At 59.4% G+C, this 26,182-nt stretch carries 22 protein-coding genes, 1 pseudogene and 1 riboswitch; of the genes and pseudogenes, 13 read left to right on the top strand and 10 right to left on the bottom strand.

Annotated features, from left to right (window positions below):
• The first annotated feature begins 77 nt into the window (after positions 1–77).
• Both NL116_RS26290 and NL116_RS26285 read left to right on the top strand, forming a co-directional pair.
• Complete coding sequence (locus NL116_RS26290) at positions 78–563, top strand: hypothetical protein (protein ID WP_494374682.1); 486 nt, start codon at positions 78–80, stop codon at positions 561–563.
• 63 nt (positions 564–626) lie between these two features.
• Positions 627–914 (top strand): PA4642 family protein, encoded by a 288-nt coding sequence (locus NL116_RS26285; RefSeq protein WP_090180157.1) that lies wholly within the window; start codon positions 627–629, stop codon positions 912–914.
• 209 nt (positions 915–1,123) lie between these two features.
• Here the strand turns inward: NL116_RS26285 and mqo are convergent, their stop codons facing one another.
• Both mqo and NL116_RS26275 read right to left on the bottom strand, forming a co-directional pair.
• Positions 1,124–2,632 carry a malate dehydrogenase (quinone) gene (mqo, locus tag NL116_RS26280; protein ID WP_494374681.1) on the bottom strand — a complete coding sequence of 503 codons (1,509 nt, stop codon included), beginning with the start codon at positions 2,630–2,632 and terminating at the stop codon, positions 1,124–1,126.
• Positions 2,633–3,370: 738 nt separating this feature from the next.
• Positions 3,371–3,604 (bottom strand): hypothetical protein, encoded by a 234-nt coding sequence (locus NL116_RS26275; RefSeq protein ID WP_494374680.1) that lies wholly within the window; start codon positions 3,602–3,604, stop codon positions 3,371–3,373.
• Positions 3,605–3,809: 205 nt separating this feature from the next.
• Here NL116_RS26275 and NL116_RS26270 point away from each other — a divergent pair, with 205 nt between their 5' ends.
• On the top strand, positions 3,810–4,394 hold the full coding sequence (locus tag NL116_RS26270) for a YajG family lipoprotein (RefSeq protein WP_494374679.1): 585 nt from the start codon (positions 3,810–3,812) through the stop codon (positions 4,392–4,394).
• 91 nt (positions 4,395–4,485) lie between these two features.
• Here the strand turns inward: NL116_RS26270 and NL116_RS26265 are convergent, their stop codons facing one another.
• A complete protein-coding gene (locus tag NL116_RS26265; protein WP_494374678.1) occupies positions 4,486–4,692 on the bottom strand; it encodes a hypothetical protein in 207 nt (68 codons plus the stop codon).
• Between the two features lie 194 nt (positions 4,693–4,886).
• On the opposite strand from NL116_RS26265, the gene NL116_RS26260 reads away from it, so the two are divergent.
• The gene (locus NL116_RS26260; protein ID WP_494374677.1) at positions 4,887–5,165 is read left to right on the top strand and encodes a hypothetical protein; all 279 of its coding nucleotides are present in this window, start codon (positions 4,887–4,889) and stop codon (positions 5,163–5,165) included.
• 81 nt (positions 5,166–5,246) lie between these two features.
• On the opposite strand, the gene NL116_RS26255 is transcribed toward NL116_RS26260, so the two are convergent.
• Entirely contained in the window at positions 5,247–6,410 is a 1,164-nt protein-coding gene (locus NL116_RS26255; protein WP_494374676.1) for a 1-acyl-sn-glycerol-3-phosphate acyltransferase, read from the bottom strand.
• A gap of 141 nt (positions 6,411–6,551) precedes the next feature.
• Here NL116_RS26255 and NL116_RS26250 point away from each other — a divergent pair, with 141 nt between their 5' ends.
• From NL116_RS26250 to NL116_RS26240, 3 genes are read left to right on the top strand one after another with little or no spacing between them, the layout of a single operon-like run.
• A complete protein-coding gene (locus NL116_RS26250) occupies positions 6,552–6,734 on the top strand; it encodes a CPXCG motif-containing cysteine-rich protein (protein WP_494374675.1) in 183 nt (60 codons plus the stop codon).
• 9 nt (positions 6,735–6,743) lie between these two features.
• Entirely contained in the window at positions 6,744–7,004 is a 261-nt protein-coding gene (locus NL116_RS26245) for a putative signal transducing protein (RefSeq protein ID WP_494374674.1), read from the top strand.
• Positions 7,005–7,039: 35 nt separating this feature from the next.
• Complete coding sequence (locus tag NL116_RS26240; RefSeq protein WP_494374673.1) at positions 7,040–7,663, top strand: SOS response-associated peptidase; 624 nt, start codon at positions 7,040–7,042, stop codon at positions 7,661–7,663.
• A 129-nt stretch (positions 7,664–7,792) separates the two neighbouring features.
• On the opposite strand, the gene NL116_RS26235 is transcribed toward NL116_RS26240, so the two are convergent.
• Positions 7,793–8,536 (bottom strand): methyl-accepting chemotaxis protein, encoded by a 744-nt coding sequence (locus NL116_RS26235; RefSeq protein WP_494378138.1) that lies wholly within the window; start codon positions 8,534–8,536, stop codon positions 7,793–7,795.
• 111 nt (positions 8,537–8,647) lie between these two features.
• A pseudogene (locus NL116_RS26230) lies at positions 8,648–8,845 on the bottom strand (HAMP domain-containing protein); the annotation flags it as partial.
• Positions 8,846–10,147: 1,302 nt separating this feature from the next.
• Here NL116_RS26230 and NL116_RS26225 point away from each other — a divergent pair.
• Positions 10,148–10,963, top strand: a complete 816-nt coding sequence (locus NL116_RS26225; protein WP_494374672.1) for a M48 family metallopeptidase — start codon at positions 10,148–10,150, stop codon at positions 10,961–10,963.
• 119 nt (positions 10,964–11,082) lie between these two features.
• Here NL116_RS26225 and NL116_RS26220 read toward each other — a convergent pair whose 3' ends face one another.
• The 3 genes from NL116_RS26220 to NL116_RS26210 all read right to left on the bottom strand — a co-directional run bounded on the left by NL116_RS26220 (position 11,083) and on the right by NL116_RS26210 (position 13,919).
• Positions 11,083–11,664, bottom strand: a complete 582-nt coding sequence (locus NL116_RS26220; RefSeq protein ID WP_027925988.1) for a TMEM165/GDT1 family protein — start codon at positions 11,662–11,664, stop codon at positions 11,083–11,085.
• Between the two features lie 92 nt (positions 11,665–11,756).
• Positions 11,757–11,881, bottom strand: a riboswitch (yybP-ykoY riboswitch).
• 40 nt (positions 11,882–11,921) lie between these two features.
• Positions 11,922–12,920, bottom strand: a complete 999-nt coding sequence (locus NL116_RS26215; RefSeq protein WP_494374671.1) for a methyltransferase — start codon at positions 12,918–12,920, stop codon at positions 11,922–11,924.
• 33 nt (positions 12,921–12,953) lie between these two features.
• Entirely contained in the window at positions 12,954–13,919 is a 966-nt protein-coding gene (locus NL116_RS26210; RefSeq protein WP_494374670.1) for a 2-hydroxyacid dehydrogenase, read from the bottom strand.
• Between the two features lie 216 nt (positions 13,920–14,135).
• Here NL116_RS26210 and NL116_RS26205 point away from each other — a divergent pair, with 216 nt between their 5' ends.
• The 5 genes from NL116_RS26205 to NL116_RS26185 all read left to right on the top strand — a co-directional run bounded on the left by NL116_RS26205 (position 14,136) and on the right by NL116_RS26185 (position 23,223).
• Complete coding sequence (locus NL116_RS26205; RefSeq protein WP_494374669.1) at positions 14,136–14,765, top strand: LysE family translocator; 630 nt, start codon at positions 14,136–14,138, stop codon at positions 14,763–14,765.
• Positions 14,766–14,918: 153 nt separating this feature from the next.
• On the top strand, positions 14,919–16,601 hold the full coding sequence (locus NL116_RS26200; RefSeq protein ID WP_494374668.1) for a fatty acid--CoA ligase: 1,683 nt from the start codon (positions 14,919–14,921) through the stop codon (positions 16,599–16,601).
• Positions 16,602–16,938: 337 nt separating this feature from the next.
• Positions 16,939–18,840 (top strand): DUF1302 domain-containing protein, encoded by a 1,902-nt coding sequence (locus NL116_RS26195; protein ID WP_494374667.1) that lies wholly within the window; start codon positions 16,939–16,941, stop codon positions 18,838–18,840.
• 28 nt (positions 18,841–18,868) lie between these two features.
• Positions 18,869–20,233, top strand: a complete 1,365-nt coding sequence (locus tag NL116_RS26190; RefSeq protein WP_494374666.1) for a DUF1329 domain-containing protein — start codon at positions 18,869–18,871, stop codon at positions 20,231–20,233.
• A gap of 251 nt (positions 20,234–20,484) precedes the next feature.
• Positions 20,485–23,223 (top strand): winged helix-turn-helix domain-containing protein, encoded by a 2,739-nt coding sequence (locus tag NL116_RS26185; protein WP_494374665.1) that lies wholly within the window; start codon positions 20,485–20,487, stop codon positions 23,221–23,223.
• 114 nt (positions 23,224–23,337) lie between these two features.
• On the opposite strand, the gene NL116_RS26180 is transcribed toward NL116_RS26185, so the two are convergent.
• Entirely contained in the window at positions 23,338–26,130 is a 2,793-nt protein-coding gene (locus NL116_RS26180; protein WP_494374664.1) for a M10 family metallopeptidase C-terminal domain-containing protein, read from the bottom strand.
• Positions 26,131–26,182 lie beyond the last annotated feature (52 nt).

Below are 26,182 nucleotides of genomic sequence, written 5' to 3'. Positions count from 1 at the left end.
GAAGTATTGACCTATATCGCCAATTCGCACGGTTGAGCCTCATGCTAGAGTGCTCGGCCTCGTCTTCGGAGCCGTTCATGAGCCTTTTGATCCGCCGCTGCGCCGCCCTGTTACTGACCCTCAGTCTGCCACTGGCGGCAGCCCCGGCACCGATGCACGCACAGTATCTGCCACCCGATGACCTGACGCTGCGCGGCGCAGAGCCCGAGCAGCAGCAACTCCTGCAGGTCACCGAGTATTCCGTGGTCGTCGGCAGTCAGCGCCAGTCCAATCAACAACCGATTCCCGTCACGTCTCCGGTGCTGATTCGCCTCAAGGGCAAATCCTTGAACAAGGGCGCGACCATCAATCAGGTGTTGGTCAACTTCGATGGCGAAAGCAAAAGCCTGAAAAAGCCGGTCTACGACGACAAAAGCAAAACCCTGACGCTGTTTTACCCGATGGCGCAGTACCGCGTGGTCATCGACTTGTTGCGCAATGACACGGTGTATTGCCAGTTCCTCAGCTATGCCAACGGCCATGTCTGGGCCGATTTGCACACCGGCGCCACTCGCGCGCGTTGAGCCCGGCGTCAAGGGAGGGGTAAACTGCCCGCCCCGTGAAATGTTTGCGAGCTGGAGTCGGCAATGCGTAAAGATAAGAAACAGGTGATTGGTGACGAGATCGGTGACGAGCAGATCAAGTTGTTTCTCGATTTCGAGCCAGTCGACGCCACTTCGCCGTCGCTGCACAAGTTGATCAAAGCCTACCGCGGCCTGCGTATCGATGACTTCGAACGCTTTCTGACGTTCTTCGTCGAAGCCGGCCTGGACCTGGACGGCAAGGATGAGCACGGTAATGACTTCGTCGCCCTGATCAAGGATCAGCGCAATGCAGCCGAGTACATCGAGCTGATCGCCAAGGCCCGCGGTTAACCTATTGCCCTGAATCTGTGGTGTTTGTGCTGACCCCTTCGCGAGCAAGCCCGCTCCCACTTTAGATCGGCGTACACAAATCAAATGTGGGAGCGGGCTTGCTCGCGAAGAGGCCGGCACAAGTGATGAAGATCTTGGATCATCCGTCTCACCGGCCATAAAAAACGCCCCGCTCTCACTGAGAGCGGGGCGTTTTTTATGGGGCCCAATCACGCGTAGCTTTCGGTCTCGTTACTGGCTTCAACCAGTTCCAGCGCGATGTTGTTGTGCGCGTTGATCTTGCGATACAGCGCCGCATCGGTCTCCAGGACCTTCTCCCGAGCCGGGAAGATTTCAGCCAGTTTGGCCGCCCATTCACCAGACGCTTGGGTCGGGAAGCATTTTTCGATCAGCTCAAGCATGATCGAAACTGTCACCGAAGCACCAGGCGAGGCGCCGAGCAGGGCGGCAAGGGAGCCGTCCTTGGCCGCGACCAGTTCGGTACCGAATTGCAGGACGCCACCCTTTTTCGGGTCTTTCTTGATGATCTGCACCCGTTGGCCGGCCACTTCCAGGCGCCAGTCTTCGGCTTTCGCTTCAGGGTAGAAGCGGCGCAGGGATTCCAGACGCTGTTCCATCGATTGCATCACTTCGCTGACCAGATACTTGGTCAGGTCCATGTTGTTTTTCGCCACGGCCAGCATCGGGCCGATGTTGCCAGCGCGAACCGACATTGGCAGGTCCATGAAGGAACCGTGCTTGAGGAACTTGGTGGTGAACCCGGCGTAAGGTCCGAACAACAAGGACTTGCTGCCGTCTACAACACGGGTGTCCAGGTGCGGCACGGACATCGGTGGCGAACCCACGGCGGCCTGGCTGTACACCTTGGCCTGGTGGTGCTTGACCACTTCCGGGTTGTCGCAACGCAGCCACTGACCACTGATAGGGAAGCCGCCGAAGCCTTTGCTTTCTTCGATACCCGAAGCCTGCAACAGCGGCAATGCCGCGCCGCCAGCGCCGAGGAAGACGAATTTCGCGTCGACGTCACGGGTGTTGCCGCTGTTGACGTCCTTGATGCTGACCGTCCAGCCACCGTTGTTGCGCTTCAGGCCGGTCACTCGCTTGCAGTATTTGACCTGTGCGTCGGGCGCGCTGGTCAGGTGCTTGAGCAGTTGATTGGTCAGGGCGCCGAAGTTCACGTCTGTGCCATTCATCACGCGGGTTGCCGCGACGACTTCGTCGGCCGGACGGCCCGGCATCATCAGCGGCATCCACTCGGCCATTTTGGCCTTGTCTTCGGTGTATTCCATGTCCGCGAAGGCATGGTGCTTGCTCAGCACCTTGAAGCGTTCCTTGAGGAAGGAAACGCCACTGTCACCTTGCACGAAACTCAGGTGCGGCACCGGGCTGATGAACGACTTGCAGGAGCCGAACGTGCCTTTTTTGGTCAGGTAGGACCAGAACTGCTTCGACACCTCGAACTGGGTGTTGATGTGCACGGCTTTCTTGATGTCGACGGTGCCATCGGCAGCCTGTGGCGTGTAGTTGAGCTCACACAGCCCGGCGTGACCGGTACCGGCGTTGTTCCACGGGTTGGAACTCTCCGCAGCACCGGAATCCATCAGCTCGACGACTTCCAGCTTGATCGCGGGGTCGAGCTCTTTGAGCAATACCGCCAGGGTGGCACTCATGATGCCGGCCCCAACCAGTACTACGTCGACTGCTTCGTTATGCGCCATTTAACGCGTCTCCAAAATCTGCAGCACCAAATTGTCGGCATGGCTGCCAGGTGTTCAGGGGCGTGTCAGTGATGCCCCAGGTACCCATGGCAGTATCGCCATGTCCGAATCTTCGCAATTTTTTGCAACTTCGACGGACGCTACCGGCCGGGTCAATGAGGGTTATGAACTCATTTGAACGCGCGACTGGCAATTCGACTTATGGTCGATACATCCGTTTGTGCAACCAAATCCGTAGCGGACAGGCTTCAGGCTCCGGTATTCGAGGAACGCTCGGTCCTGTGTCGTTGGGCTGTTTCAGACGCTAATGGTGCATGTTCAGACGCAAAACTATTCATTTGCTCGCCACACTCTTGTGAAGTTGTGAAAACCCGTTTTTTTCACGCTCTTTTGAAGACGTGAACCTCAAAAAAGGGCTGTCCCAGCCTGGCACTGTGCCCGGATGGATTGCCGTCATGGGGGTACATGGCAGGCAAAACGGGCAAACAGCTCAGTGACCGAGCGTAATGACAGCTCTGCAGATTCGCGAAAAGCGGGGTTTTTGCTCAGGGAACAGCAAGCGCGCCAGCTTCACTCGATCTGTGTGGGCGGCTCTCTGTGGGCGGTGCGGGGTGTCAATACCAGGGCATTGACGATGCTGCGAGGCCCGATCAGGAGACGTCCTTATAATCGGGGGGAGATTGTATCTAAGAAACGCAGGGAAATGGACGTGTTTAATGACTTTTATTAGGCGTTCGGTCAGGTGGTCAACAGATGTTGCACTCGTGCGCGTGGCTGGCGGGTGCTCACGCGTGCGCCAGGTGGCAGTGGTTGATGCAACCAGTTAAGACGGATTTCTTCGATTTCGACCCAGCTCTCACCCATCGGCTGGAGGCTGCACTGCTTGAACGCCTGGCAATGACCATTGCTGTCCAGCAGGGCAAAGCAACGGTGCAGCGGGCGTGGTGTGAACAAGGAGAAGAGATAGCGCATAGCGAGGTACCTGATGAGGGAACTGCCGAGAAGATTGCCTACGAGCCGTTACGTGCCAGTGTATGGGCGATGACAGATGTGTGACAGGAACCGCTTTTCCAAGGGGTTGTCAGACATTTCAGTATTGATTGAAGGCCACTGGTTAGCCGCAGTGGCCCACCGCTATACTGCCGGCCTGTTTGTGCCTGATTCTGGAGAGAAGCGCATGTTGCAACGCCTGTTGTTCGGTTTGATCACTGTGACCAGTTTGACCCTTGTCGGCTGCGCCCACAGCCCGCAACAACTGAACCCTGAACCCAAGCTGACAACCCAGCTGGCGCCGGTCGGCCATGGCCAGCCAGTGGTGGTGCGTGTGGTGGACGGGCGTCCGTCGCCAACGCTGGGCACACGCGGCGGCCTGTACCCGGAAACCAGCGCGATCACCGTGCAGGGCGCGCAGATTCTGCCGAAGCTGCAGGCGCAGTCCGAAGCGGCCGTACGGTTGCTGGGCTTTACCCCAACCAACAATGCACCGGGCGCACCGCAAATCACCGTGACCCTGACCGAGCTGAAGTATCAGTCGCCTAAAGAAGGCATGTTCGTGACCGAAGCAACTATCGGCGCGACCTTCCGCTCCGATGTGCAGAACGCCAATCGTCGTTACAGCGGTCGTTACGGTGCGTCGCTGGACCAGCGCTTCGGTATGGCGCCGAACCAGGAAACCAACACCAAGCTGGTCAGCGATGTGTTGAGCGATGCGTTGACGCGCCTGTTCAAGGACCCAACCGTGGGTCAGGTTCTCGGCGAATAACCATTCGCGGGAATCAAAAAAGCCCGGAGCCAGCAATGGCCCCGGGCTTTTTCATTATGTGTACACCGAATACTTGTAGGAATGTTGGGTGTCAGGCGGCTTCGGAGTAGAAGTCCAGCACACTCACACCGGTCAGCAAGTCCGTCTCCGGTAAATCCGCATGTTGATGTCCGCCCAGCGCGCAATACACCAGCCAGTGACGATCCTGAACGTTGAAGGCGAGGCTTCCCACAAGGTTTTGTTGTTCATCGCTCGGGGCAATGAGGTAGAGGCGATCCTGGTTTTCAGCGTGAAGCATGACGATATCCGTGTCTGTTTTCGTGGGGCGCGAGACTGACGGATTCAGATGACGAAGCTGTGACTCGGGTCAGGAATCTGCCAAATGGTCAGTTATTTGTCGTAAAGCGAGTGCAGGAGGAGAGGCTTTCGGTAGAATCCGCGCCGCAGTCGTCGGTCCGGCGCCTGCCACACCTGTTTTGTTTGAGGTCCGTGATGTCGCTGCATTTGATGACGCTGTTTACCGCCCATCCCGCCAAGCTGATCAATCTTCTGGCCTTGCTGCTGGCCTTCCCCGGCAGTTGGCTGCTGCATGCCACCCGTCGCCGCGAACAACGCGCCATGGCCAGTATCGTGTCCCAGCGCCAGAGCCAGCCCAGCGTCGAGCCGACCCTGGATTGGGCGACCTTGCGCATGAACCGCTTTTTCTATCGTTTCGGGTTCGCCTGCCTGGGGCTGGCGTTGCTGGTGTCGTGGATCAGCACGCGGGTCTGAAATGTCTGGCATGGGATCTGTGGTGAGGGGGCAAGCCCCCTCGCCACACAAGGGCGCCGTTGTCGTATCCAGTCGGAAGCCTTACAGCGGTAACCCGGCTTTCACCCGGTACTGATTGCGCACTGGCGTCGCATATTGCAGCACCAGGAACGGACGATGTTCCTCGGGGCAGCCTTCCAGGCGCTTGTTCCACTCTTCCTGCGCCTTGGCCAGTTCGTCGGCCGCAAACACTTCAGACGCTTTGGGCACCTGCAATTGCGGGTCGGCGTCTTTCCATTGGGCATAGGCCAGGTAGTGCACCGGGAACAGGCGGTAGCCCCCGAGAATCTGCTTGTCCATCTCGATCGCCAATTGCTTGGTGTCTTCGAAGAGCTCGGTGATCGGCGCGGCGAAGTTTACGTGCACGCGGCCCTTGTAGCCGGTGATGCCCTTGGCGATGCTCACATCGTCCTCGCCCGGCACTTTGGTGTAGCTGCCGGTGGTCGCACGGATGAACAACTCGCGGGCCTTGGCCTGATCGCACGGGTCGTATTCATAACTGATCGACACCGGGGTGACGTTCAGCGATTGAATGACTTCGCCGAACGGCTCGTCCTTGCGGCACATGTGGAACATTTTGAGGATGGCCGACTCGGTACGGTCGTCGCCGTCTTTCGCCCGACCTTCTGCCTGGGCTATCCAGATCGAAGCGCAATCGTTGCGGATCGAGTGGTTGATATAGGCTGACAGCAGTTGATACGCGGCCATCTTCTCGCGACGACCGGTGATCGAACGGTGCACGATGAAGCTCTTGTTCAGGCGCATCAGGTCGCTGACGAAAGGTTTTTGCAGCAAGTTGTCGCCAATCGCGATTCGCGGTGTCGGCAGGCCGGCGTGGTACACGGCGTAGTTGACGAAGGCCGGGTCCATCACGATATCGCGGTGGTTGGCGATGAACAGGTAGGCGCTACCGGATTTGAACTGCTCGACGCCGGTATAGGTGACACCGTCTGTTGCGCGTTCGATGGTGTGGTCGACGTACATCTCGACCTTGTCCTGCAACGTGGCCACCGAATGCACGCCGGCGAACTCGCGGCGCAGCCGATGAGCTATAAGAGGTTTGAGCATCCAGCCGAAAGCACCGGCAAAACGCGGGAAGCGGAAGTGGGTGAGGATATCTAGAAACGCCTTGTCGCCAAGCAACCTGTCCAGTACCGCTGGGACTTCGCTGTCGTCGTAAGGTCGGATGGCATCGAATTCGCCCATCATGCTCTCTTGTTAGAAACGGCTAGGGTAAGTAAAGGTTTTGATCAAAAACCGGCAGGGCACGGTCTGAAAATTAGCCAGACAAAAATAGCCCTGCAAATAGACCGGCGATTATACGCACAAGTCACCTGGGAGACTGCGATGCTGGAAAGCGCACTGTATGAATGTCCGTATTGTGGTGAAGAAGTCGAGACGACGGTGGATTTGTCCGGGGGCGATCAGACCTATATAGAAGACTGCCAGGTGTGTTGTCGGCCGATCACGTTCGTATTGCAGGTTCATGACGATGCTTGGTTTCTGGAAGTTTTCAGCGAGAACGAATGAGGGGCGCCCATGCAGCGAATCTACGAGCCGGAAAACCTGATGGAAGGTGAATTGCTGCAAGGCATGCTCGCCAGCGAAGGCATCGAGGCGCATCTGGTGGGGCGTGATTTGCTTGGCGGGACGGGTGAACTGCCGATTTTCGGCCTGCTCGGGTTGTCGGTCGATAACGACCAGGCCGAATACGCCCGGGAGCTGATCACCGCGTACAATGCCGCGCTGCCGTTGCCCGGTGATGAACCGGACAGCTTTCCCGGCACCTTGGTCTGTTAGGCTGACGTTCGTTTTATTCAGAGCCGTGTTGCCCCATGTGTGGACGTTATGCCCTGTTTCGCTGGAACCCCGCCTTCGCGGCCCTGCCTGGCTTCCCCGCCGATCAGCAGGCCCAGTGGAATATTTCTCCCAACGATTCGGTGTTGATGCTGCGTGCCGGTGCCGACGGCCAGCGTGAACTGGCCCGCGCCCGCTGGGGCCTGACGCCACCGTGGCTGACCGATCTGTCCCGCACCCCCGCCCATGCCCGGGCCGAAACCGTTGCCGAGCAACCGATGTTTCGCCAGGCTTTCCGTGAGCGTCGCTGCCTGCTGCCGGCCAACGGTTTCTATGAATGGCGCGGCACTACGCGCAAGCGCCCGTACTGGCTCACTCCGGGGGAGGGCTCTTCGTTGTTTTTTGCGGCGATCTGGGAAGCGTACCCGGTGCAGGAGCAGGTGTGGTTGAGCACAGCGGTGATCACGCAGCCGGCGGCGAGTCAGCGTCGACCGTTGATTCTGGACGAAGCGGGGCAGGCGGCGTGGCTGGATCCCAAGACGCCGTTGCATACCTTGCAGGCCTTGCTTGCCAGTGAACCGGCGGCGTTGCGCGAGCGGGTGCTGGCGAACCTGGTGAATGATCCGAAGCTGAATGCGCCGGAGTGTCTGACCCCAGGCTGAGTGATGTGGTGATTGTTCCGGCCCCTCGCGAGCAAGCCCGCTCCCACACTTGATCTCCTGTGATTACAAAACAGGCGAACCATGGAGATTTAATGTGGGAGCGGGCTTGCTCGCGAAGGGCACTTTGAATCAGACCTTGAACTGATTGATCAACCGCCGCTGCTGTTCAGCCAGCTTGGTCAGGTCCGCACTCGCCGCGCTCGATTCATCTGCCCCGCCAGCCACTTCATTGGCCACTTGCCCGATGTTGATCACGTTACGGTTGATGTCATCCGCCACCGCGCTCTGTTCCTCGGCCGCGCTGGCAATCTGCGTGTTCATGTCGTTGATCACCGACACTGCCTGAGTAATGGTCTCCAGCGCCTCGGCCGCTTTCGCCGCGTGCAGCACGCTTTCGTCCGTGCGGTTCTGGCTGTCCTCCATGACCCGCACCACGTCGCGAGTGCCTTGTTGCAGTTGCTGGATCATGGTCTGGATTTCTTCGGTGGCCTTCTGGGTTTTCTGCGCCAGGTTGCGCACTTCGTCGGCCACCACTGCAAAACCACGGCCTTGCTCACCGGCACGGGCCGCTTCGATGGCCGCGTTCAAGGCCAGCAGGTTGGTTTGCTCGGCGATCCCGCGAATGGCCGTGAGGATCGCGTTGATGTTTTCACTGTCTTTGGCCAGGGTTTGCACCACACCCACCGCCTTGCCGATCTCTACTGCCAGCACGCCAATCGAGTTCGAGGTGTCCCGCACGATCTGCATGCCCTGCGCCGCCGCCTGGTCGGCATGGCTGGCGGCTTGCGCGGCCTGGGTCGCGTTGCGCGCCACGTCCTGGGCGGTGGCGGTCATTTCATGCACCGCCGTGGCCACCTGATCGATCTCGGCCATTTGTTTCTGCACGCCGATGTTGGTGCGAATGGCGATGTCGGCAGTGTGTTCCGACGAATCACTGACGCTCTGCACCGAGGTCACGACCTGGGTGATCATTGCCTGCAACTTGGCCAGGAACGTGTTGAAGCCTTTGGCAATCGAGCCCAGTTCGTCTGCGCGATCACTGGTCAGGCGGCGCGTCAGGTCGCCTTCGCCTTTGGCGATGTCATCGAGCATGGCCACCATTTGCTTGAGCGGTCGGGCAATGCCGTGGCCCACCAGCCAGATCACCAGCAGGCCGATACCGGCGATCAGCAAACCGACCATGGCCATGCCGAAAGTGTCGGATTTGCGCTGTGCATTCAGGTCGCCCTGGAGTTTTTGCAGGTCGGCCATCACCGCGTTCAGTGGCAGTTGCAGCATCAGGGTCCAGCGCGCGTCGGTCTGGCCGATGCCGAATGGCAGGTACAACTCGATCCGGTCGTGGGCCTTGTCGACGGTGTAGGTCACTTCGCCGCGCTTGAGATTGCCCATGTTGGCGATCTGCTGGCTGTCGAGGATGTCGCTGACCTTCTCGCCAAATTTGCTCGGGTCCTTGGTGTAGGCCACGATTCGGGCGTTACCGCCGATCAACGCCATTTCCCCTGCGCCGCTGTACAGTTTCTGGTTCGCGCCCAGGAGCATTTCCTGAATGAAGTTCACCGACAGGTCGGCGCCAACGATGCCCTGGAAGGCACCGTTGAGCATGATCGGTTCAATAAAGGAGGCGAGCATGACGATTTTGTCGCCGACCTTGTAGGGCGCGGGGTCGATCACGCAGGATTTTTTGGTTTCCTTGGAGCACAGGTAGTACTCGCTGGCGCGTACGCCGGTGGACAGGGTTTTCTGGTCGTCGACGTCCACCAGTTTGTCCAGCCCGAGGGTGCCGTCATCGTTGCGGAACCACCACGGCAGAAAGCGTCCGTTGCTGGTATCGATGCCAGTCACTGTGGTGTCGACGTAGGCGGCATCGTTGTGGTCGAGGGCGTTCTTTTCCCAGCCGATGTAAGTGCCGAGGATCTTCGGGTTCTTGACCACGTTTTCCTTGATCAGGCTGATCAACTGCTCACGGCTCACATTCAGCTGAGGCTGGCCGTCGGGCCCCGGTGTGCCGATCAGGGCGTTGACCCGCACCAGTCCACCGGCAATCAGCAGCGGCGCTTCGAGTTCACGCTGGATCTGGCTCACCTGGGTTTGTGCCAGCGACGTCAGACGTTGTTCGATGACTTGCTCGAATTGAGCCTGGGTCCGTTGCTGGACCATGTCTTGCGTCCGGGCGCCGGAGAACAACGCGTACAGCACGAGTGCGGCGACTACGCTAAGTACGATGGCGCCGGCGAGGGCGGCCACGGAAAACTGGATCGACTTGAATTTCATGGGGGCTCCGCACGCAAGAGGACGTCTGCGGAGGTGTATCGGCAGCGGGGTGGACAGCCATGAGCGGGGGTGGGCGAAATGGCTGTTTTGGACGTGCCCGTGTCGCAATCAGAAAGGTGCCGAACCTTTGTGGGGCAAGGCAGTCAGTGCTGTATGAATTTTTTGCTACTGCCGTCGTCCCGAGTCGGGTGACGGCTTTATAGGAGTGCGGTGATGAACAAGTCTCTGGTGGCGTGCGTGTTGGGTTCGGCCTTGCTGCTGAACGGCTGCGAGACCGTCAATACAACCAGTGCAGGTGAAGTCGGTGTGGTGCGCAAGCAACACATGACCACATTGTTGTCGAGCGCTCAGGTCAATCAAGCCTACGCGCAGGACTACAAGCAGACCCTGGGGGATGCGAGTAACAAAAACATCCTCGACAAGACCAGTACCGAGGCGGCGCGCGTGCAGGCGATTGCCGATCGGCTCATCGCCCAGGCGCCAACGTTTCGCCCGGATGCGGCGCAATGGCAGTGGGAGGTCAACCTGATCAAGAGTGACGACCTCAACGCCAATTGCGGCCCAGGCGGCAAGATCATTGTGTACACCGGGCTGATCGACAAGCTGCAACTGACTGACGATGAGCTGGCTGCAGTGATGGGGCATGAAATCGCTCATGCCTTGCGCGAGCATGGCCGTGAGGCACTTTCCAAATCCTATGGCTTGAATATCGCGCAGCAAGTGGCGATAGCAGCGGGTGCGCCCGCGTCGATTGTCGAGGTGGGGAATAACGGCGTGAGCCTGTTGATGACCTTGCCCAACAGTCGCACCAATGAAAACGAAGCTGACCTGATCGGCCTGGAGCTGGCAGCACGAGCGGGCTACAACCCGAATGCGGCGATCACTCTGTGGGAAAAAATGAGCAAGGCTGATGAGGGGGCGCCGCCGGAGTTTCTCAGCACTCACCCGTCTTCCAGCAGTCGGACCGCGGCGTTGCAGTCGGCGATTCCGAAGGTGATGCCGTTGTACGAGAATGCGCGCAAATCCTGAATCTGTCGTAAGGCTGCTGACGCCTTCGCGAACAGGCCCGCTCCCACATTGGTACGAGATCTACTGTGGGAGCGAGCGGGCTCGCGAAGAACGATAACGCGGTCTTCCGACCTACTCAATCAAACCCAACCGCTGCTCTGCATCGCCTTGTACACCGCAACAATCGCCAGGATGAAGAACGCCGATGCCGCCAGTCGACGGATCAGGGTCAATGGCAGCTTGTCCGCCGCAAAGTTACCGGCCAGCACCACTGGCACGTTGGCAATCAACATACCGGCGGTGGTGCCGATGATGACCAGCCACAGATCCGGGTATTGCGCCGCCAGCATCACGGTAGCGACCTGGGTCTTGTCACCCATTTCCGCCAGGAAGAATGCAATCAGCGTGGTCAGGAATGGCCCGAACTTGCGCGCGGTGCTGACGTCGTCGTCCATCTTGTCCGGAACCAGGGTCCACAAGGCGGTCGCGGTGAAGCTGGCGGCCAGGATCCAGTGCAGTGTCGCATTCGAGAAGAAGCTGCCGAACCAGGCACCGACCGCACCGGCGGCTGCGTGGTTGGCCAGGGTCGCGGCGACGATGCCGGCGATGATCGGCCATGGCTTGCGAAAACGGGCAGCGAGAATGAGCGCGAGCAGTTGCGTCTTGTCGCCGATTTCGGCCAAGGCAACGATTGCGGTAGGAACGAGAAGTGAATCGAGCATCATCAGGGTTTTTCCTAAGGGGCGGGTCGACACGGCTATGACACGTACAGCCTTCCCGCCCCGGGTAAGGTGTTCGTGTCATAGGTCTTGTCAAACCCGGCGATCCGTCTGATGCGGACGCTTGGGTCGCATACGCCATGGTCTGAGGACCAAGTATGTTGACGTATGCCGGACGAGCATGGCGCTCGTGGGAGACTACTCCCCTAGGACGGAGCGGATTCTGCCTAGGCAAAATCCGTTAGGCAAGCACTTATTTCTCAGCCGCGTTTGGCCCGGTAGATTCGGAAACCCTCTCCCTCGGCCTTGATGGCGCACACGCCGAGGTGTTCCTCGATCAGCGGTTGATACTTCAGGAAGCTGTTGGCGACCAGGCGCAGTTCGCCGCCATTTTTCAGATGTTTGGCTGCTTTTCGCAGCAAGTTTTCCGTAGCGAAGTAATCGGTATGGACACCGACATGGAACGGCGGGTTGCTCAAGATCGCACTCAAACCCATTGGTGCGGCGTCGATCCCGTCGCCGGTAATCACCTCGGCTTCCAGGCCGTTGGCGGCCAGGGTCAGGCGACTGCTGGCCGCTGCAAACGCATCGACGTCGAGCAATGTCACCTGATTGTGCGGATAACGGCGCTTCACTGCCGCGCCCAACACGCCCGCGCCGCAACCGAAGTCCAGCAAGTGGCCGCTTGGAAGCTTGTCCAGATGCTCCAGCAACAGCGCGCTGCCGCGATCCAGGCGACCGTGGCTGAACACGCCCGGCAGGCTGATGACTTTTAATGGCCCTTCAGCCAGTGGCAATTCATAGGTCTGCGCCAGACTTTCCAGCGACCTGGCTTCCGGCGCGTTGGCCACCGTGACCAGCCAAAGCTGGCAATGACGGGCACTGTCGAGCTTGCGCGGTTTGCCGAACGGGTTCAGTTGTTTGGCGGCGCCTTCGATGCCACTGCGTTTTTCACCGACCAGGTACAGCTCACGGCCGGCCAGGCGCGAGGCGAGGGCGTTGAGGATGTAATCAGTCAGGTCCTTGGACTTGGGCAGAAACACCACCGCCGTCTCGAACTCACGCTCGGGGGCGTTTACGCCAAAATGACTGCGCTCGGCGAAACGGGCGTCCAGCGCGGCCTGGTCGCCGGCGTGCCAGCACCAACCGTGGGCAGCGGGCAGTCGGCCCAGCAGATCGTCTGCGGGCAAACCGGCCAACAACACCGAACCCTGAAATAACTCAGGCTGACGAAGCAGTACTTCACTGCGCGGATCCATACTCTGCTCCTTGAAAAAAAGTGCGGCAGTTTATCAACTGACGACCCGCAGCGCTGTACCGCTGAAGTAAGCCTGCGCGTTTTCGGTCAATTGCCCCACGATTCGCTGCCGTGCTTCGCGACTGCCCCAAGCGTTGTGCGGGGTGACGATCAAGCGCGGAATGTCTGCGGCCAACAAAGGATTGCCGGCCGTCGGTGGCTCGACGCTCAGCACATCGGTGGCCGCGCCGCCCAGATGACCGTTGCGCAAGGCATCGGCCAACGCCTGTTCATCGATCAAGCCACCGCGCGCGGTATTGACCACGAAGGCGCCGGGTTTCATCGACGCCAGTTCACGGGCACCGATGAAGTGGCGGGTATGTTCGTTGAGCGGGCAGTGCAGGGTGAGGGCGTCGATCTGCGGCAGCAGTTGATCAAGCGGCAAACGATCCGGCCGAGCAGGGCGCCCCGGGATCTGACCCAGCAGCACGCGCATGCCGAATGCTTCTGCCAAGCGTGCGACGGCGCCACCCAGTTCTCCATGGCCGAGCAGGCCGAGGGTTTTGCCTTCCAGCTCAACAATCGGGTAATCGAGCAGGCAGAACTGTTTCGCCTGCTGCCAGCGACCTTCGCCCACGGCTTTTTGATAGTCGGCCAGGCGCGTGGCGAGGTTGAGCAGCAACATGATCGTGTGCTGCGCCACCGACGGCGTGCCGTAACCCTGGCAGTTGCAAACGGTAACGCCATGGGCGCGGGCGGCAGCGAGGTCGACGTTGTTGGTGCCGGTGGCGGTGATCAGGATCAGCTTCAGGTCGGGGCTGGCGGCGATGGCGTCGGCGTTGATCAGGATCTTGTTGCTGATGGCCACCGTGGCGCCTTTGAGGCGTTCGATCACTTGATTCGGCATGGTCTGGGCGAACAGCTGCAAGTCGTCGAAACAATCACGCAACGGGCTGAGATCGAGGTCGCCGAGGTCCAGGGACGGGTGGTCGAGGAAAACGGCGCGGCGAGAGTTCGTCATCAACTGTACCTTTTGTGCATTGAACTGAAGGCGTAATCTGCCGAGCCTACCAGATGAAACAAATGGTTACGCAGTATCAGCCTGCTCGCGATCACGGAGTGTCAGTTGACATTTGTGTCACCTGATTAACTGCTATCGCGAGCAGGCTCACTCCTGCAGGGGGTGGCGTTAACCTTGTGAGTTTCATTTCGACCGATCTACCCCAAAGGAGCCCCCATGTACTGGACAGAGTTCTTGACCGTTGCCCTGATTCACTTGCTCGCCGTGGCCAGTCCCGGCCCCGACTTTGCCGTGGTGGTGCGTGAAAGCGTGACCCACGGTCGGCGTGCCGGCACCTGGACGGCGCTGGGCGTCGGCACCGCCATTTTCCTGCACGTGGGCTATTCGCTGCTCGGCATCGGCCTGATCGTGTCCCAGTCGATCGTGCTGTTCAACGCGCTGAAATGGGCCGCCGCCGCGTACCTGCTGTACATCGGCTACAAAGCCCTGCGCGCGCAGCCGGCCAAAGCGGTCGACGACCATCTACACAAGGAAGCCGGCGAGCGCACCGCCCGGGGCGCTTTCACCTCCGGTTTCGTGACCAACGGCCTGAACCCGAAAGCCACGCTGTTTTTCCTGTCGTTGTTCACCGTGGTGATCAACCCGCATACGCCGCTGGCGGTGCAAGCCGGTTATGGGGTTTACCTCGCGGCGGCGACAGCGCTGTGGTTTTGCCTGGTGGCGCGGCTGTTCAGCCAACAGCGTGTGCGCGCCGGTTTTGCCCGCATGGGCCACTGGTTCGACCGCACCATGGGCGTGGTATTGATCGCCATCGGCGTGAAACTCGCGTTCACCGAGATGCATTGATAGCGGGTTGATCCTCGATATCCTGCAAATGCTGGCGCAAAGCTAGCATTTGGACGGCTCTGCAAATCATTCCTTTGGCTGATTTGGCTGACATTGAAGGGCACTAAAGTGCTTTCATTCAGCCAACACCGTGCAGCCAGAAAAGGGATTCATATGTTGCAGACTCGCGTTATCCCCCCAGCCGAAGGCGCTTACCAGTATCCGCTGCTGATCAAACGGTTGCTGATGTCCGGCGCTCGTTACGAGAAAACACGCGAGATCATTTACCGCGACCAGCTGCGTTACAGCTATCCGACCCTGATTGAACGGGTCGCGCGGCTGGCCAATGTACTGACGGCCGCCGGGGTCAAGGCCGGGGATACCGTGGCGGTGATGGACTGGGACAGCCATCGCTACCTGGAATGCATGTTCGCCATCCCGATGATCGGCGCGGTGATCCACACCATCAACGTGCGCCTGTCGCCGGAACAGATCCTCTACACCATGAACCACGCCGAGGACCGCTTCGTGCTGGTCAACACCGAGTTTGTGGGGCTTTACCAGGCGATTGCCGGGCACCTGACCACGGTCGAGAAAACCCTGCTGCTGACTGATCTGCCGGAGAAAACCGCTGACCTGCCGAACCTGATCGGCGAGTACGAGCAGTTATTGGCGGCCGCCAGCCCGCAATACGATTTCCAGGACTTCGACGAAAACTCCGTCGCGACCACGTTCTACACCACCGGTACGACCGGTAATCCCAAGGGTGTGTATTTCACCCACCGGCAACTGGTCCTGCACACCATGGGGGTGTCGACCATCATGGGCTCCATCGACAGCGTACGCCTGCTAGGCACCAGCGACGTGTACATGCCGATCACCCCGATGTTCCATGTGCATGCCTGGGGCTTGCCGTATGTGGCGACCATGCTCGGGCTCAAGCAGGTGTATCCCGGCCGTTACGACCCGGAATACCTGGTGGAGCTGTGGCGCAAGGAGAAGGTCACCTTTTCCCACTGCGTACCGACCATTTTGCAAATGATCCTCAACGCCAAAGCGGCGCAGGAAACGGACTTTGGCGGCTGGAAAATCGTTATCGGTGGCAGTGCGCTGAACCGCACGCTGTACGAGTCGGCCAAGGCCAAGGGCATCCAGTTGACGGCGGCGTATGGCATGTCGGAAACCGGGCCGCTGGTGTCCTGTGCTCACCTCAACGATGAATTGATGGCGGGCAGCGAAGACGAACGCACCACCTATCGCATCAAGGCCGGCGTGCCGGGCCCCTTGGTGGAGGCGGCGATCGTCGACACCGAGGGCAACTTCCTGCCCGCCGATGGCGAAACCCAGGGCGAGCTCGTGCTGCGTGCGCCATGGCTCACCGAGGGTTACTTCAACGAACCGCAGAAGGGCGCCGAGCTCTGGGCCGGGGGCTGGCTGCATACCGGCGACGTGGCGACGCTGGACGCCATGGGCGTCATCGATATCCGTGACCGCATCAAGGACGTGATCAAGACCGGTGGCGAATGGATCTCCTCCCTGGACCTCGAAGACTTGATCAGTCGCCACGTTTCGGTACGCGAAGTAGCAGTGGTGGGCATCGCCGACCCGCAGTGGGGGGAGCGCCCGTTCGCCCTGCTGGTGCTTCGCGAAGGGCATGAGATCGGGGCCCGGGAACTGAAGGAACACCTCAAGCCGTTCGTGGAATTGGGGCACCTGAGCAAGTGGGCAATTCCTAGCCAGATTGCCCTTGTTACTGAAATTCCCAAGACCAGTGTCGGCAAGCTCGACAAGAAGCGCATCCGCCTCGACATCACTGAATGGCAGGCCAACAACAGCACCTTCCTCTCGACGCTTTAAGCGCCTCCTGGCGTGCCCAAAAGGGTACGCCAGGCCCACCAAGCAAGCGCTTGGCTTGTGTAATCCGAATTTTCAGCCATCCTTGCCGTGCCGACAGGTGTCGGACTGGCGAAAGGACTGTTCCAGAGTGGCCGGCAGCTGCAAATCACACTTTAGAGGGATCAAGCTCTACTACCTGCTGGCTATAGTCCGCTCAAGGATTTTTAAGAACGGAGCAAACGCACAAAACGGGGCGATGCAATTTTGGAGTGACTTCGGGACGCCTTGGCTCCCCGTCATCCACAACGTTTTTAGAAGTGCTCACTGCCATAACAATAATGCACATGGAGTAGCGTCGATGACATCAGTAAACAAGTTCTGGCGCCGGGCGAAATTGCCCCTGGCGGTCAGTCTCGCCTCTTCGCTCGCCGGGCCTGCATTCGGCGTCAGTTTCAACGTTGGTGAAATCGAAGGTCAGTTCGACTCGTCGCTGTCGCTGGGTATGAGCATCTCGACCCAACAGCCGAACAAGAACCTGATCGGCGTCAACAACGGCGGGCATGGCCTGTCCCAGACCTCCGATGACGGTCACCTGAACTTCAAGAGCGGGCAAGCATTCTCGAAGATCTTCAAGGGCATCCATGACCTTGAATTGAAATACGGCGATACCGGCGTGTTTGTCCGGGGCAAATACTGGTACGACTTCGCGCTGCAAGATACCAACCTGGAATTCAAGAACGTCGAAAACGACGGCCGTAAAGAGGGCGCCAAGTCCTCTGGCGGGCAAATCCTCGACGCCTTCATCTACCACAACTACACCGTTGCCGATGAGCCGGGCTCCGTGCGTCTGGGCAAGCAGGTCGTGAGCTGGGGTGAAAGTACGTTCATCGGCGGCGGCATCAACTCGATCAACCCGATTGACGTATCCGCGTTCCGTCGTCCAGGTGCCGAGATCAAGGAAGGCCTGATCCCGGTCAACATGTTCTACGTGTCCCAAAGCCTGACCGAAAACCTCTCGGCCGAAGCGTTCTATCAGCTGGAGTGGGACCAGACCGTTGTCGACAACTGCGGCACGTTCTTCTCCCAGCCAGACATCGTCGCCGACGGTTGCGATAACAACCTGCGCGTGCTGAACAAGCGCTCGCAAATTCCGGCCATCGCGCTGGGCCCGTTGGCTGCAAACGGCGTTAACGTCAACGAGGAAGGTGTACTGGTCCAGCGTGGCGGCGATCGTGATGCGCGCGACAGCGGCCAGTGGGGCGCGTCCTTCAAGTACATGTTCGACCCGCTGGACACCGAGTTCGGCGCCTACTTCATGAACTACCACAGCCGTGCGCCGATCTTCAGCGCCACCGGTGCGCCGCAGTCGGTTTACAACGGCGTGGCGGCATTGCCAGGCCCGTTCCAGGCCTTGGGCCCGCTGCTGGTCGCGGGTAACTCGAAATACTTCATCGAGTACCCTGAAGACATTCGCCTGTACGGCTTGAGTTTCTCCACCACCCTGCCTACCGGTACGGCGTGGAGCGGTGAGATCAGCTACCGTCCGAACGCACCGGTGCAGTTGAACTCCACGGACATTCTGTTCGCGGGCATTCGTCCTTTGGGCAACAACAACCCGAACAACCCGTTGACCAACGCTTCGTTGCTCTCCGCCGCGCCGGGCACTGACCTGAACGGTTATCGTCGCAAAGAGGTCACCCAGTTCCAGACCACCCTGACGCACTTCTTCGATCAAGTCATGGGCGCCAGTCGTCTTACGCTGGTCGGTGAAGTGGGCGTGACCCATGTCGGTGGCCTGGAAAGCACCTCTGACGTTCGTTATGGCCGCGATCCGGTCTACGGTCCGGGTGAGTTGCCCGCCTCGGGCGCTCTGGACACCTGTGTTGCACTCAATACCAGCACCATCAACGGTGCCGGTCCGGGTACAGCCACCAACAACCGCAGCCGCAACTGCACCAACGAAGGCTTCACCACAGCGACTTCGTGGGGCTACCGCGGTCGTGCGATCTGGGAATACAACGACGTGTTCGCCGGTGTGAACCTCAAGCCGAACGTGGCCTGGTCCCACGACGTGAGCGGCTACTCGCCAGGCCCTGGCGGCAACTTCGAGGAAGGTCGTAAAGCAGTGAGCCTGGGCGTCGATGCCGAATACCAGAACACCTACACCGCGAGCCTGGCTTACACCAACTTCTTCGACGGCAAGTACACCACCGTAGATGATCGCGACTTTGTTGCGCTCAGCGTCGGCGTGAACTTCTAAGCACTGATTTTTGAGGACGAACACACCTATGAAAATAACAAAAAGTCTGTTCCACGCCGGTGTTCTGGGGCTTTCGCTGCTGGCAACCAGTGTGATGGCGGCGGTCCCTGCGGCCGAAGCCGACAAACTGGGCAAGAGCCTGACGCCGATGGGTGCCGAGATGGCGGGCAACGCCGACGGTTCGATTCCGGCCTGGAAGCCACTGCCGAAAAATGCAGGCGCTGTTGACAGCAAAGGTTTCCTGTCCGACCCGTTCGCCAGTGAAAAACCGCTGTTCACCATCACCGCGCAGAACGTCGACCAGTACAAAGAGAAACTCGCCCCGGGCCAGTACGCGATGTTCAAGCGCTACCCGGAAACCTACAAGATGCCGGTTTACCCGTCCCATCGCGGCTCCACCGTGCCGGATGACGTGTTCGCCGCCATCAAGAAAAACGCCACCGCAACGACCCTCGTGTCCGGTGGCAACGGCCTGGAAAACTTCGAAACCGCCATACCGTTTCCGATTCCGAAAAGCGGCGTTGAAGTCATCTGGAACCACATCACCCGCTATCGCGGCGGCAGCGTGACCCGTCTGGTGACTCAGGCCACGCCACAGCCGAACGGTTCTTTCAGCCTGGTGTACTTCGAAGACCAGTTCGTTTTCCGCGACAAGATGAAGGACTACGACCCGAAAAACCCGGGCAACATCCTGTTCTACTTCAAGCAGAAAGTGACCGCGCCGGCACGTCTGGCCGGTGGTGTGCTGCTGGTGCACGAAACTCTCGACCAAGTGAAGGAGCCGCGTTCGGCGTGGGTCTACAACGCCGGTCAGCGTCGCGTGCGTCGTGCACCACAAGTGTCCTATGACGGGCCGGGTACCGCGGCGGATGGCCTGCGTACCTCCGACAACCTGGACATGTTCAACGGTGCACCGGATCGCTACGACTGGAAGCTCGAAGGCAAGAAAGAGATGTACATCGCCTCCGACAGCTACAAGCTCGACTCGCCGAACCTCAAGTACTCCGACATCATCAAGGCCGGTCACATCAACCAGGACCTGACCCGTTACGAGCTGCGCCGGGTCTGGCATGTGGTCGCCACCTTGAAGGAAGGTCAGCGTCACATCTACGCCAAACGTGACTTCTACATCGACGAAGACACCTGGCAAGCCGCCGTGATCGATCACTACGACGGTCGTAACCAGCTGTGGCGTGTGGCAGAAGCCCATGCTCAGGATTACTACAACGTTCAAGTGCCGTGGTACACCCTGGAAACCCTGTACGACCTGCAATCGGGTCGCTACCTGGCGTTGGGTATGAAGAACGAAGAGAAGTCCGCGTATAACTTCGGCTTCACCGCTACCACCAGTGACTTCACACCCGCAGCACTGCGTCAGGACGGGGTTCGCTAACCGGTACTGAACAGAGGCTACTCAAAACGCCCCGACTGGTTCGGGGCGTTTTTTTTGGCGTTCAAAAAGCCGTTGTAGCAGCTGCCGAGACTGCGAGGCTTCGAAGGCGGTGTGGATGCCGGGTGGGCCGACATCTCTGCTTGTAGACTTTTTGTAGCCATTTGTAGCAATAACCTTCATTCCCTATCCGTTTACCGCTAGTCTGCGGACATCTGCAACGCCGCCATCCGCAATTCAAACAAGAGCCGGCCATGACTGATCTGTCCCCACCCCCGGGCCCCGCAAGCGTTTCCGTCGCCGCATTGGACGGGCGTTTTTTTCGGCCCCCGTTGCCCGACGGCCATGTGCTGCGGCCTCGTCTGTGCGAGCGCCTGAGTGCCGGTCTCGGTGGCAGGCTGTTGCTGGTCAGCGCACCTGCCGGGTTCGGCAAGAGTTCATTGGCGGTGGAGTTCTGTCAGGGGCTGCCGGCTCATTGGCAAAGCCTGTGGCTGGGGTTGAGTCCTCGAGACAGCGACCCGGGGCGTTTCCTCGAACGATTGCTCGAAGGGCTCCAGGATTATTTTCCGACACTGGGCAGCCAGGCGTTGGGGTTGCTGAAAATGCGTCAGCGCCATCAGCCGTTCGCCTTTGAAGAGTGGCTGGACGGGTTGCTGGACGAGTTGGCCGTTCACCTGTCGACGAGTACGCCTTTGCTGCTGGTGCTCGATGATTACCACCTCGCGCAAGGCCCGGTACTGGATCGTTGTCTGCAGTTTTTCCTCAATCATTTGCCTGATGGCTTGCTGGTCATGGTCACCAGTCGACAGCGCCCGGACTGGCACCTGGCCCGTTTGCGCTTGTCGCGCCAACTGCTCGAACTGCATGAGCAGGACCTTCGACTGACCCATGACGAAGCCCTCACGTTGCTTGATCGCCACAGCAGTTCGTTGTGTGGCGAAGCAATGGAAAGCCTGATTCAACGCAGTGAAGGCTGGGTTGCGGGGCTGCGATTCTGGTTGCTGGCGGCCTCCGAGGTGGGCACTGAGGGTGCATTGCCGCGGTCGCTGCACGGTGGGGAGGGGCTGATTCGCGATTACCTGCTCGAAGAGGTCATCGATTGCCTGCCGGCCGACGTGCAGCAGTTCCTTTACGACACGGCACCCCAGGAACGTTTTTGCAGTGAGCTCTGCGACGCAGTTCGCGAAGCGCATGACAGTGCCGAAATCCTGCGTTTCCTCCAGGCACATCAAGTGTTTCTGGTGCCGCTGGACGAGCATGGCCACTGGTTTCGCTATCACCATCTGTTTTCCGACCTGCTGCGCACCCGGCCCACCGCGCAGACGGTAGTGCCTGCTGCCAGCCTGCATTTGCGCGCGTGTCGCTGGTTCAATGCGCAGGGGCTGCTCGACGAAGCGGTTGAACAGGCGTTGCGTGCCGGGCATCTGGACGTTGCGGCCAACCTGGTGCAAAACCTCTCCGAAGAACAACTGCTCGCCGAGCAGAACGTTGGCATGTTGCTGCGCTGGAAAATGGACTTGCCCGACAGTTTGCTGATCAGCACCCCCAGGTTGATCGTGCTCTATAGCTGGGCGTTGGGGCTGGCCTGTCAGCTGGACGCTGCCGAGGAACTGGCCGCCCATTTGAGCCGCTTTCTGCCGGCTCCTTCGGCCACCGCGCAGAAGTCGATGCTGGCGCAGTGGCTGGCCCTGAGCGGCATCATTGCTCGCGGGCGTGGCAACCGCGACCTGACACTACTTTATTGCACTGAAGCGCTGCAAAGCCTGCCGGGCAAACGCTACGGGCAACGGCTGATGTGCCTCTCGACCCTGTCCAACCTGGCCATCGCCGACGGTGATTTGTGGCGTGCGCGCAATTTGAACCGTGAGTCGCTGGAATTGGCGCAGCGGGTCGGCAACCCGTTGTTTGAAGCACTGGCCCATTACGACCGTGCTCGTGTGCTGCAAGCGCGTGGGGAAATCCTGCGTTCGCTGCAGGAAGTCCGTCAGGGGCTGCAACGTCTTCAGGGGCTGTCGCCGCAACGGCTTTACGCCGTACGTGCACGGCTGACCCTGTATGAAGGTTTCCTCCTGGCCATGCAGCTGCAACCGCAGGTCGCGCGGGCCCGTTTGCAAGCCGGTTTGAGTGAAGCACGGGCCTGTCGCGATATCAGCGTGTTGCTCGGTCATTGCGTGATCGCCCGACTTGAGGGCAATAGCGGCGAGTTCGCCAAAGCCTTCGCCGAACTGGCCGAAGCCGAGCGGCTGATGCACATCTGGGACGTGCCACCGATTTACTATCTGGCGATGATCACCCTGGTCAAATGCGAACTCTGGCTGGCGCAGGGGCGCACCGACCTGGCCGAAGCCTGGCTGGCGCGCCTGGGCCAGACCTACAACGGCGAACACGCTGCAGCACCGCCGGAGTTTCATCCACAACTGCCGTTGCATATCGAGTTGCAGCAGGCCTGGCTGGAAGTCATTCAAGGCCAACCGATGCTCGCCGAGGGCCGGTTGAATGCGTTGCTTGAGCATGGGCAGCGAACCGGACGGCAATTGCTCTGCGCAATGGCGCTGACCCAAAAAGTCACCTTGTTACTGATCAGCGGGCGGGAGCCCGAGGCCCGCAAGGCGCTGGCTCAGGCGCTCGAGGCGGCGGCCGGTGGCGTCTTGCAACCCTTCGACGGGTTGCTCGCAGAACATTCGGAGTGGATGCATGGGCAACTTCAGCTGTGTCCCCCTACGACTTTTTCGCACAACCTTGCGGAACACTTGCCGATCTTAGCCGTTCGTCCGGCGGTGGAGCCATGTGCGGGAGCCGAGCAGCTCAGCGCCCGTGAACTGGCGGTACTGCGCCTGATTGCCCAAGGTTGTTCGAACCAGCAAATCAGCGATCAACTGTTTATTTCGCTGCACACGGTTAAAACCCATGCCAGCCATATCAACAGCAAGCTTGGGGTGGAGCGGCGTACGCAGGCGGTGGCGCGGGCGAAAGAGATGGGCTTGTTGATTTAACAAACGGATCGACGCTCACCACAGCGCACAACGTAAAACGCCCCGAGCAGTCGGGGCGTTTTTTTTGCTCCCGGCCTGCTTTACGGGCTGGAAGCGGTTCAGGCGGTGAACCCGTCAGGCCACCATATCGTTGGCACTGAAGGTGTTCACACCGACCAACTGAATCTCGAAGTCCGTTCCGGTACCACCGCTGACATTGCCCGAAAGCACATGGTCAACGAAGCGTACTTGTCCGGCGCCGGTGAAGTCGGCAGCACCAATGAAGGTGAAGCCTTTGTCGAACCCGGCGTTCGGGAGGTTGGCGTCGAAGCCGGTCAGGTCGATCTTGTCGCCCTGCAGGCTGTTGAAGTCGGTGATGACGTCACGGTTGGCGCCAATCCCCATTTCATTGACGGCGCGGAACACAAACGTGTCGGTACCCAAACCTCCGGTGAGGGTATCGGCGCCGGCCCCACCGATCAGGATGTTGTTGCCAGCGTTACCGATCAACGTGTTGTTCAGCTCATTCCCGACGCCATTGATGCTTTTGGCACCCAGCATCGTCAGGTTCTCGACGTTGGCACCCAGGGAATAATTGACCCAGGAGAACACGGTGTCGATTTCGGTTAGCGAAGCACCATGCTCGATGACGGTGTCACCGATATTGTCCACCAGGTACATGTCGTTGCCGGCACCACCGTCCATGAGGTCTGCACCGCTCTTGCCGTCCAGCACGTTGTTGCCGGCATTGCCGGTCAGCGTGTTACTCAGTTCGTTGCCGACGCCGCTGGTGCTGTTGGCGCCCAGCAAGGTGAGGTTTTCGACGTTGGCGCCCAAGGAATAGTCGATCCAGGAGAACACGGTGTCGATTTCGGTGAGTGAAGTGCCGTGCTCGATGACGGTATCGCCGATGTTATCCACCAGATACATGTCGTTTCCAGCTCCGCCATCCATGATGTCAACGCCGCCCATGCCATCCAGAACGTTGTTGCCAGCGTTGCCGGTCAGCGTGTTGTTCAGTTCATTGCCGACGCCACTGATACTTTCTGCGCCCAGCAGGGTCAGGTTCTCGATGTTGGCGCTCAGGGAATAGCTGATCGAGGCAAGCACGGTATCGATTTCGCTGAGTGAAGTGCTGTGCTCGATGACGGTATCGCCGCTATTGTCGACCAGGTAAATGTCATTGCCCGCACCACCGTCCATGATGTCGGCGCCGCCCCTGCCGTCCAGTATGTTGTTGCCGATATTGCCGATCAGGATGTTGCTGAGTTCGTTGCCGGCAACGCTGATGCTTTCTGCGCCCAGCAATGTCAGATTCTCGACGTTGGCGCCCAGGGAATAGTTGACCCAGGAGAGCACGGTATCGATTTCGGTCAGCGAAGTGCCGTGTTCGATGACGGTATCGCCATAGTTGTCGACCAAGTAGGTGTCATTCCCCGCGCCGCCGTCCATGGTGTCGGCTCCGCCCCTGCCGTCCAGCACGTTGTTGCCGGCATTGCCGATCAGCGTGTTGTTCAATTCGTTACCGGCCACACTGATGTTGCCAGAGCCCAGCAATGTCAGGTTCTCGACATTGGCGCCCAGGGAATAGTCGACCCATGAGAGGACGGTATCGATTTCTGTCAGCGATGTGCCACTCTCTATGACGGTATCGCCATAGTTGTCGACCAGGTAGGTGTCATTCCCCGCGCCGCCGTCCATGGTGTCGGCGCCGCCCCTACCGTCCAGCACGTTGTTGCCGGCATTGCCGATCAGCGTGTTGTTCAGTTCGTTGCCGGCAGCGCTGATGCTCTCAGCGCCAAGCAGCGTTAGGTTCTCGACGTTGGCGCTCAGGGTATAGTGGGTCCAGGAGAGCACGGTGTCGATTTCGCTGGGCGAAGCGTTTTGTTCGATGACGGTGTCGCCGGCGTTATCGACCAGATAGGTGTCGTTGCCGGCACCTCCGTCCATGACGTCCGCGCCACCGCGGCCATCCAGAACGTTGTTCAACGCATTCCCGGTCAGTTTGTCGTTATAAACAGATCCAATGGCATTTTCGATCTTGGCGCCGAACGCGATCGCCAGCCCGTCGTTGACCGCGGTCATGTTTGTATAGTCAACGAATGCTTTGCCGATCTGGCTGTAGGTGCCCTCATTCAAGTTGATGGACACGGCAGCCAACTGGTTGCTGCCATCAATTGTATCGTTGCCGCCGGCATCCCAGATCGTCTCGAAAATCGACTGATCCGCGGCCCATGTGTAAACGTTATCCCCGGTTTGCCACAGGTTGTTGGCGCCGTACAGGCTTTGGATCGCCAGAATGTCGAGCGGCATCGGGGTCGTAGGCAGATACGAGTACGAGTTGTTGTAACTCATCACAGTGAAGTGAACATCGTCCAGCGCAGTATCGAGCAGCGTGGTATTGGTCGAGCTCACGTCAAAAGGATGCTTGAGCCCCAGTGCATGGCCGATCTCATGCACGAACGTCATGTAGTCGTAGGTGCCTTTGACCGGGTTTGGATTGTTCGTTTCCGTGCCGATCCATACATCACCGCCGCTGGGTGCATTGGTAGGGAAGTAGGCCCAAGCCGCAGTCTGGTTATCCATCAACTGGTAACCGCCGAATCGCAAGTCGCCGACATTGCTGATGGTGTCGCTGGTCAGCGTGAAGTTGAGATTGGCGACCGAACTCCACATGCTCAATGCGCTGGTAATCGCGGTCTGCTGTGTCGTCGTCAGCGCATACAGCGCTTTGTACTCATTGTCAGGACTGTAATTGGTAACAAAGTACGAAGTGTTAGGCGCCATAAAGCTGTAGCTGAGGTTGGTGGGGCCCAGAGGGCTCCAGTCTGACCCTAGCCAGTAGGTGCCCGAAATGAGGCTGTCGATGGCTTTGACACCAGTCAGTGTTGACGCAAAAGTAAACGAGTAAGTCGACGGCGTAGGCATGCTGATTTCCTGAGTGCGCTGCGGTCCTTCCCGAATGCGACCGCTACAAAAA

Source organism: Pseudomonas sp. FBCC-B1667 (assembly GCF_059133255.1).
This window is presented reverse-complemented; position numbering and strand designations above follow the sequence as displayed.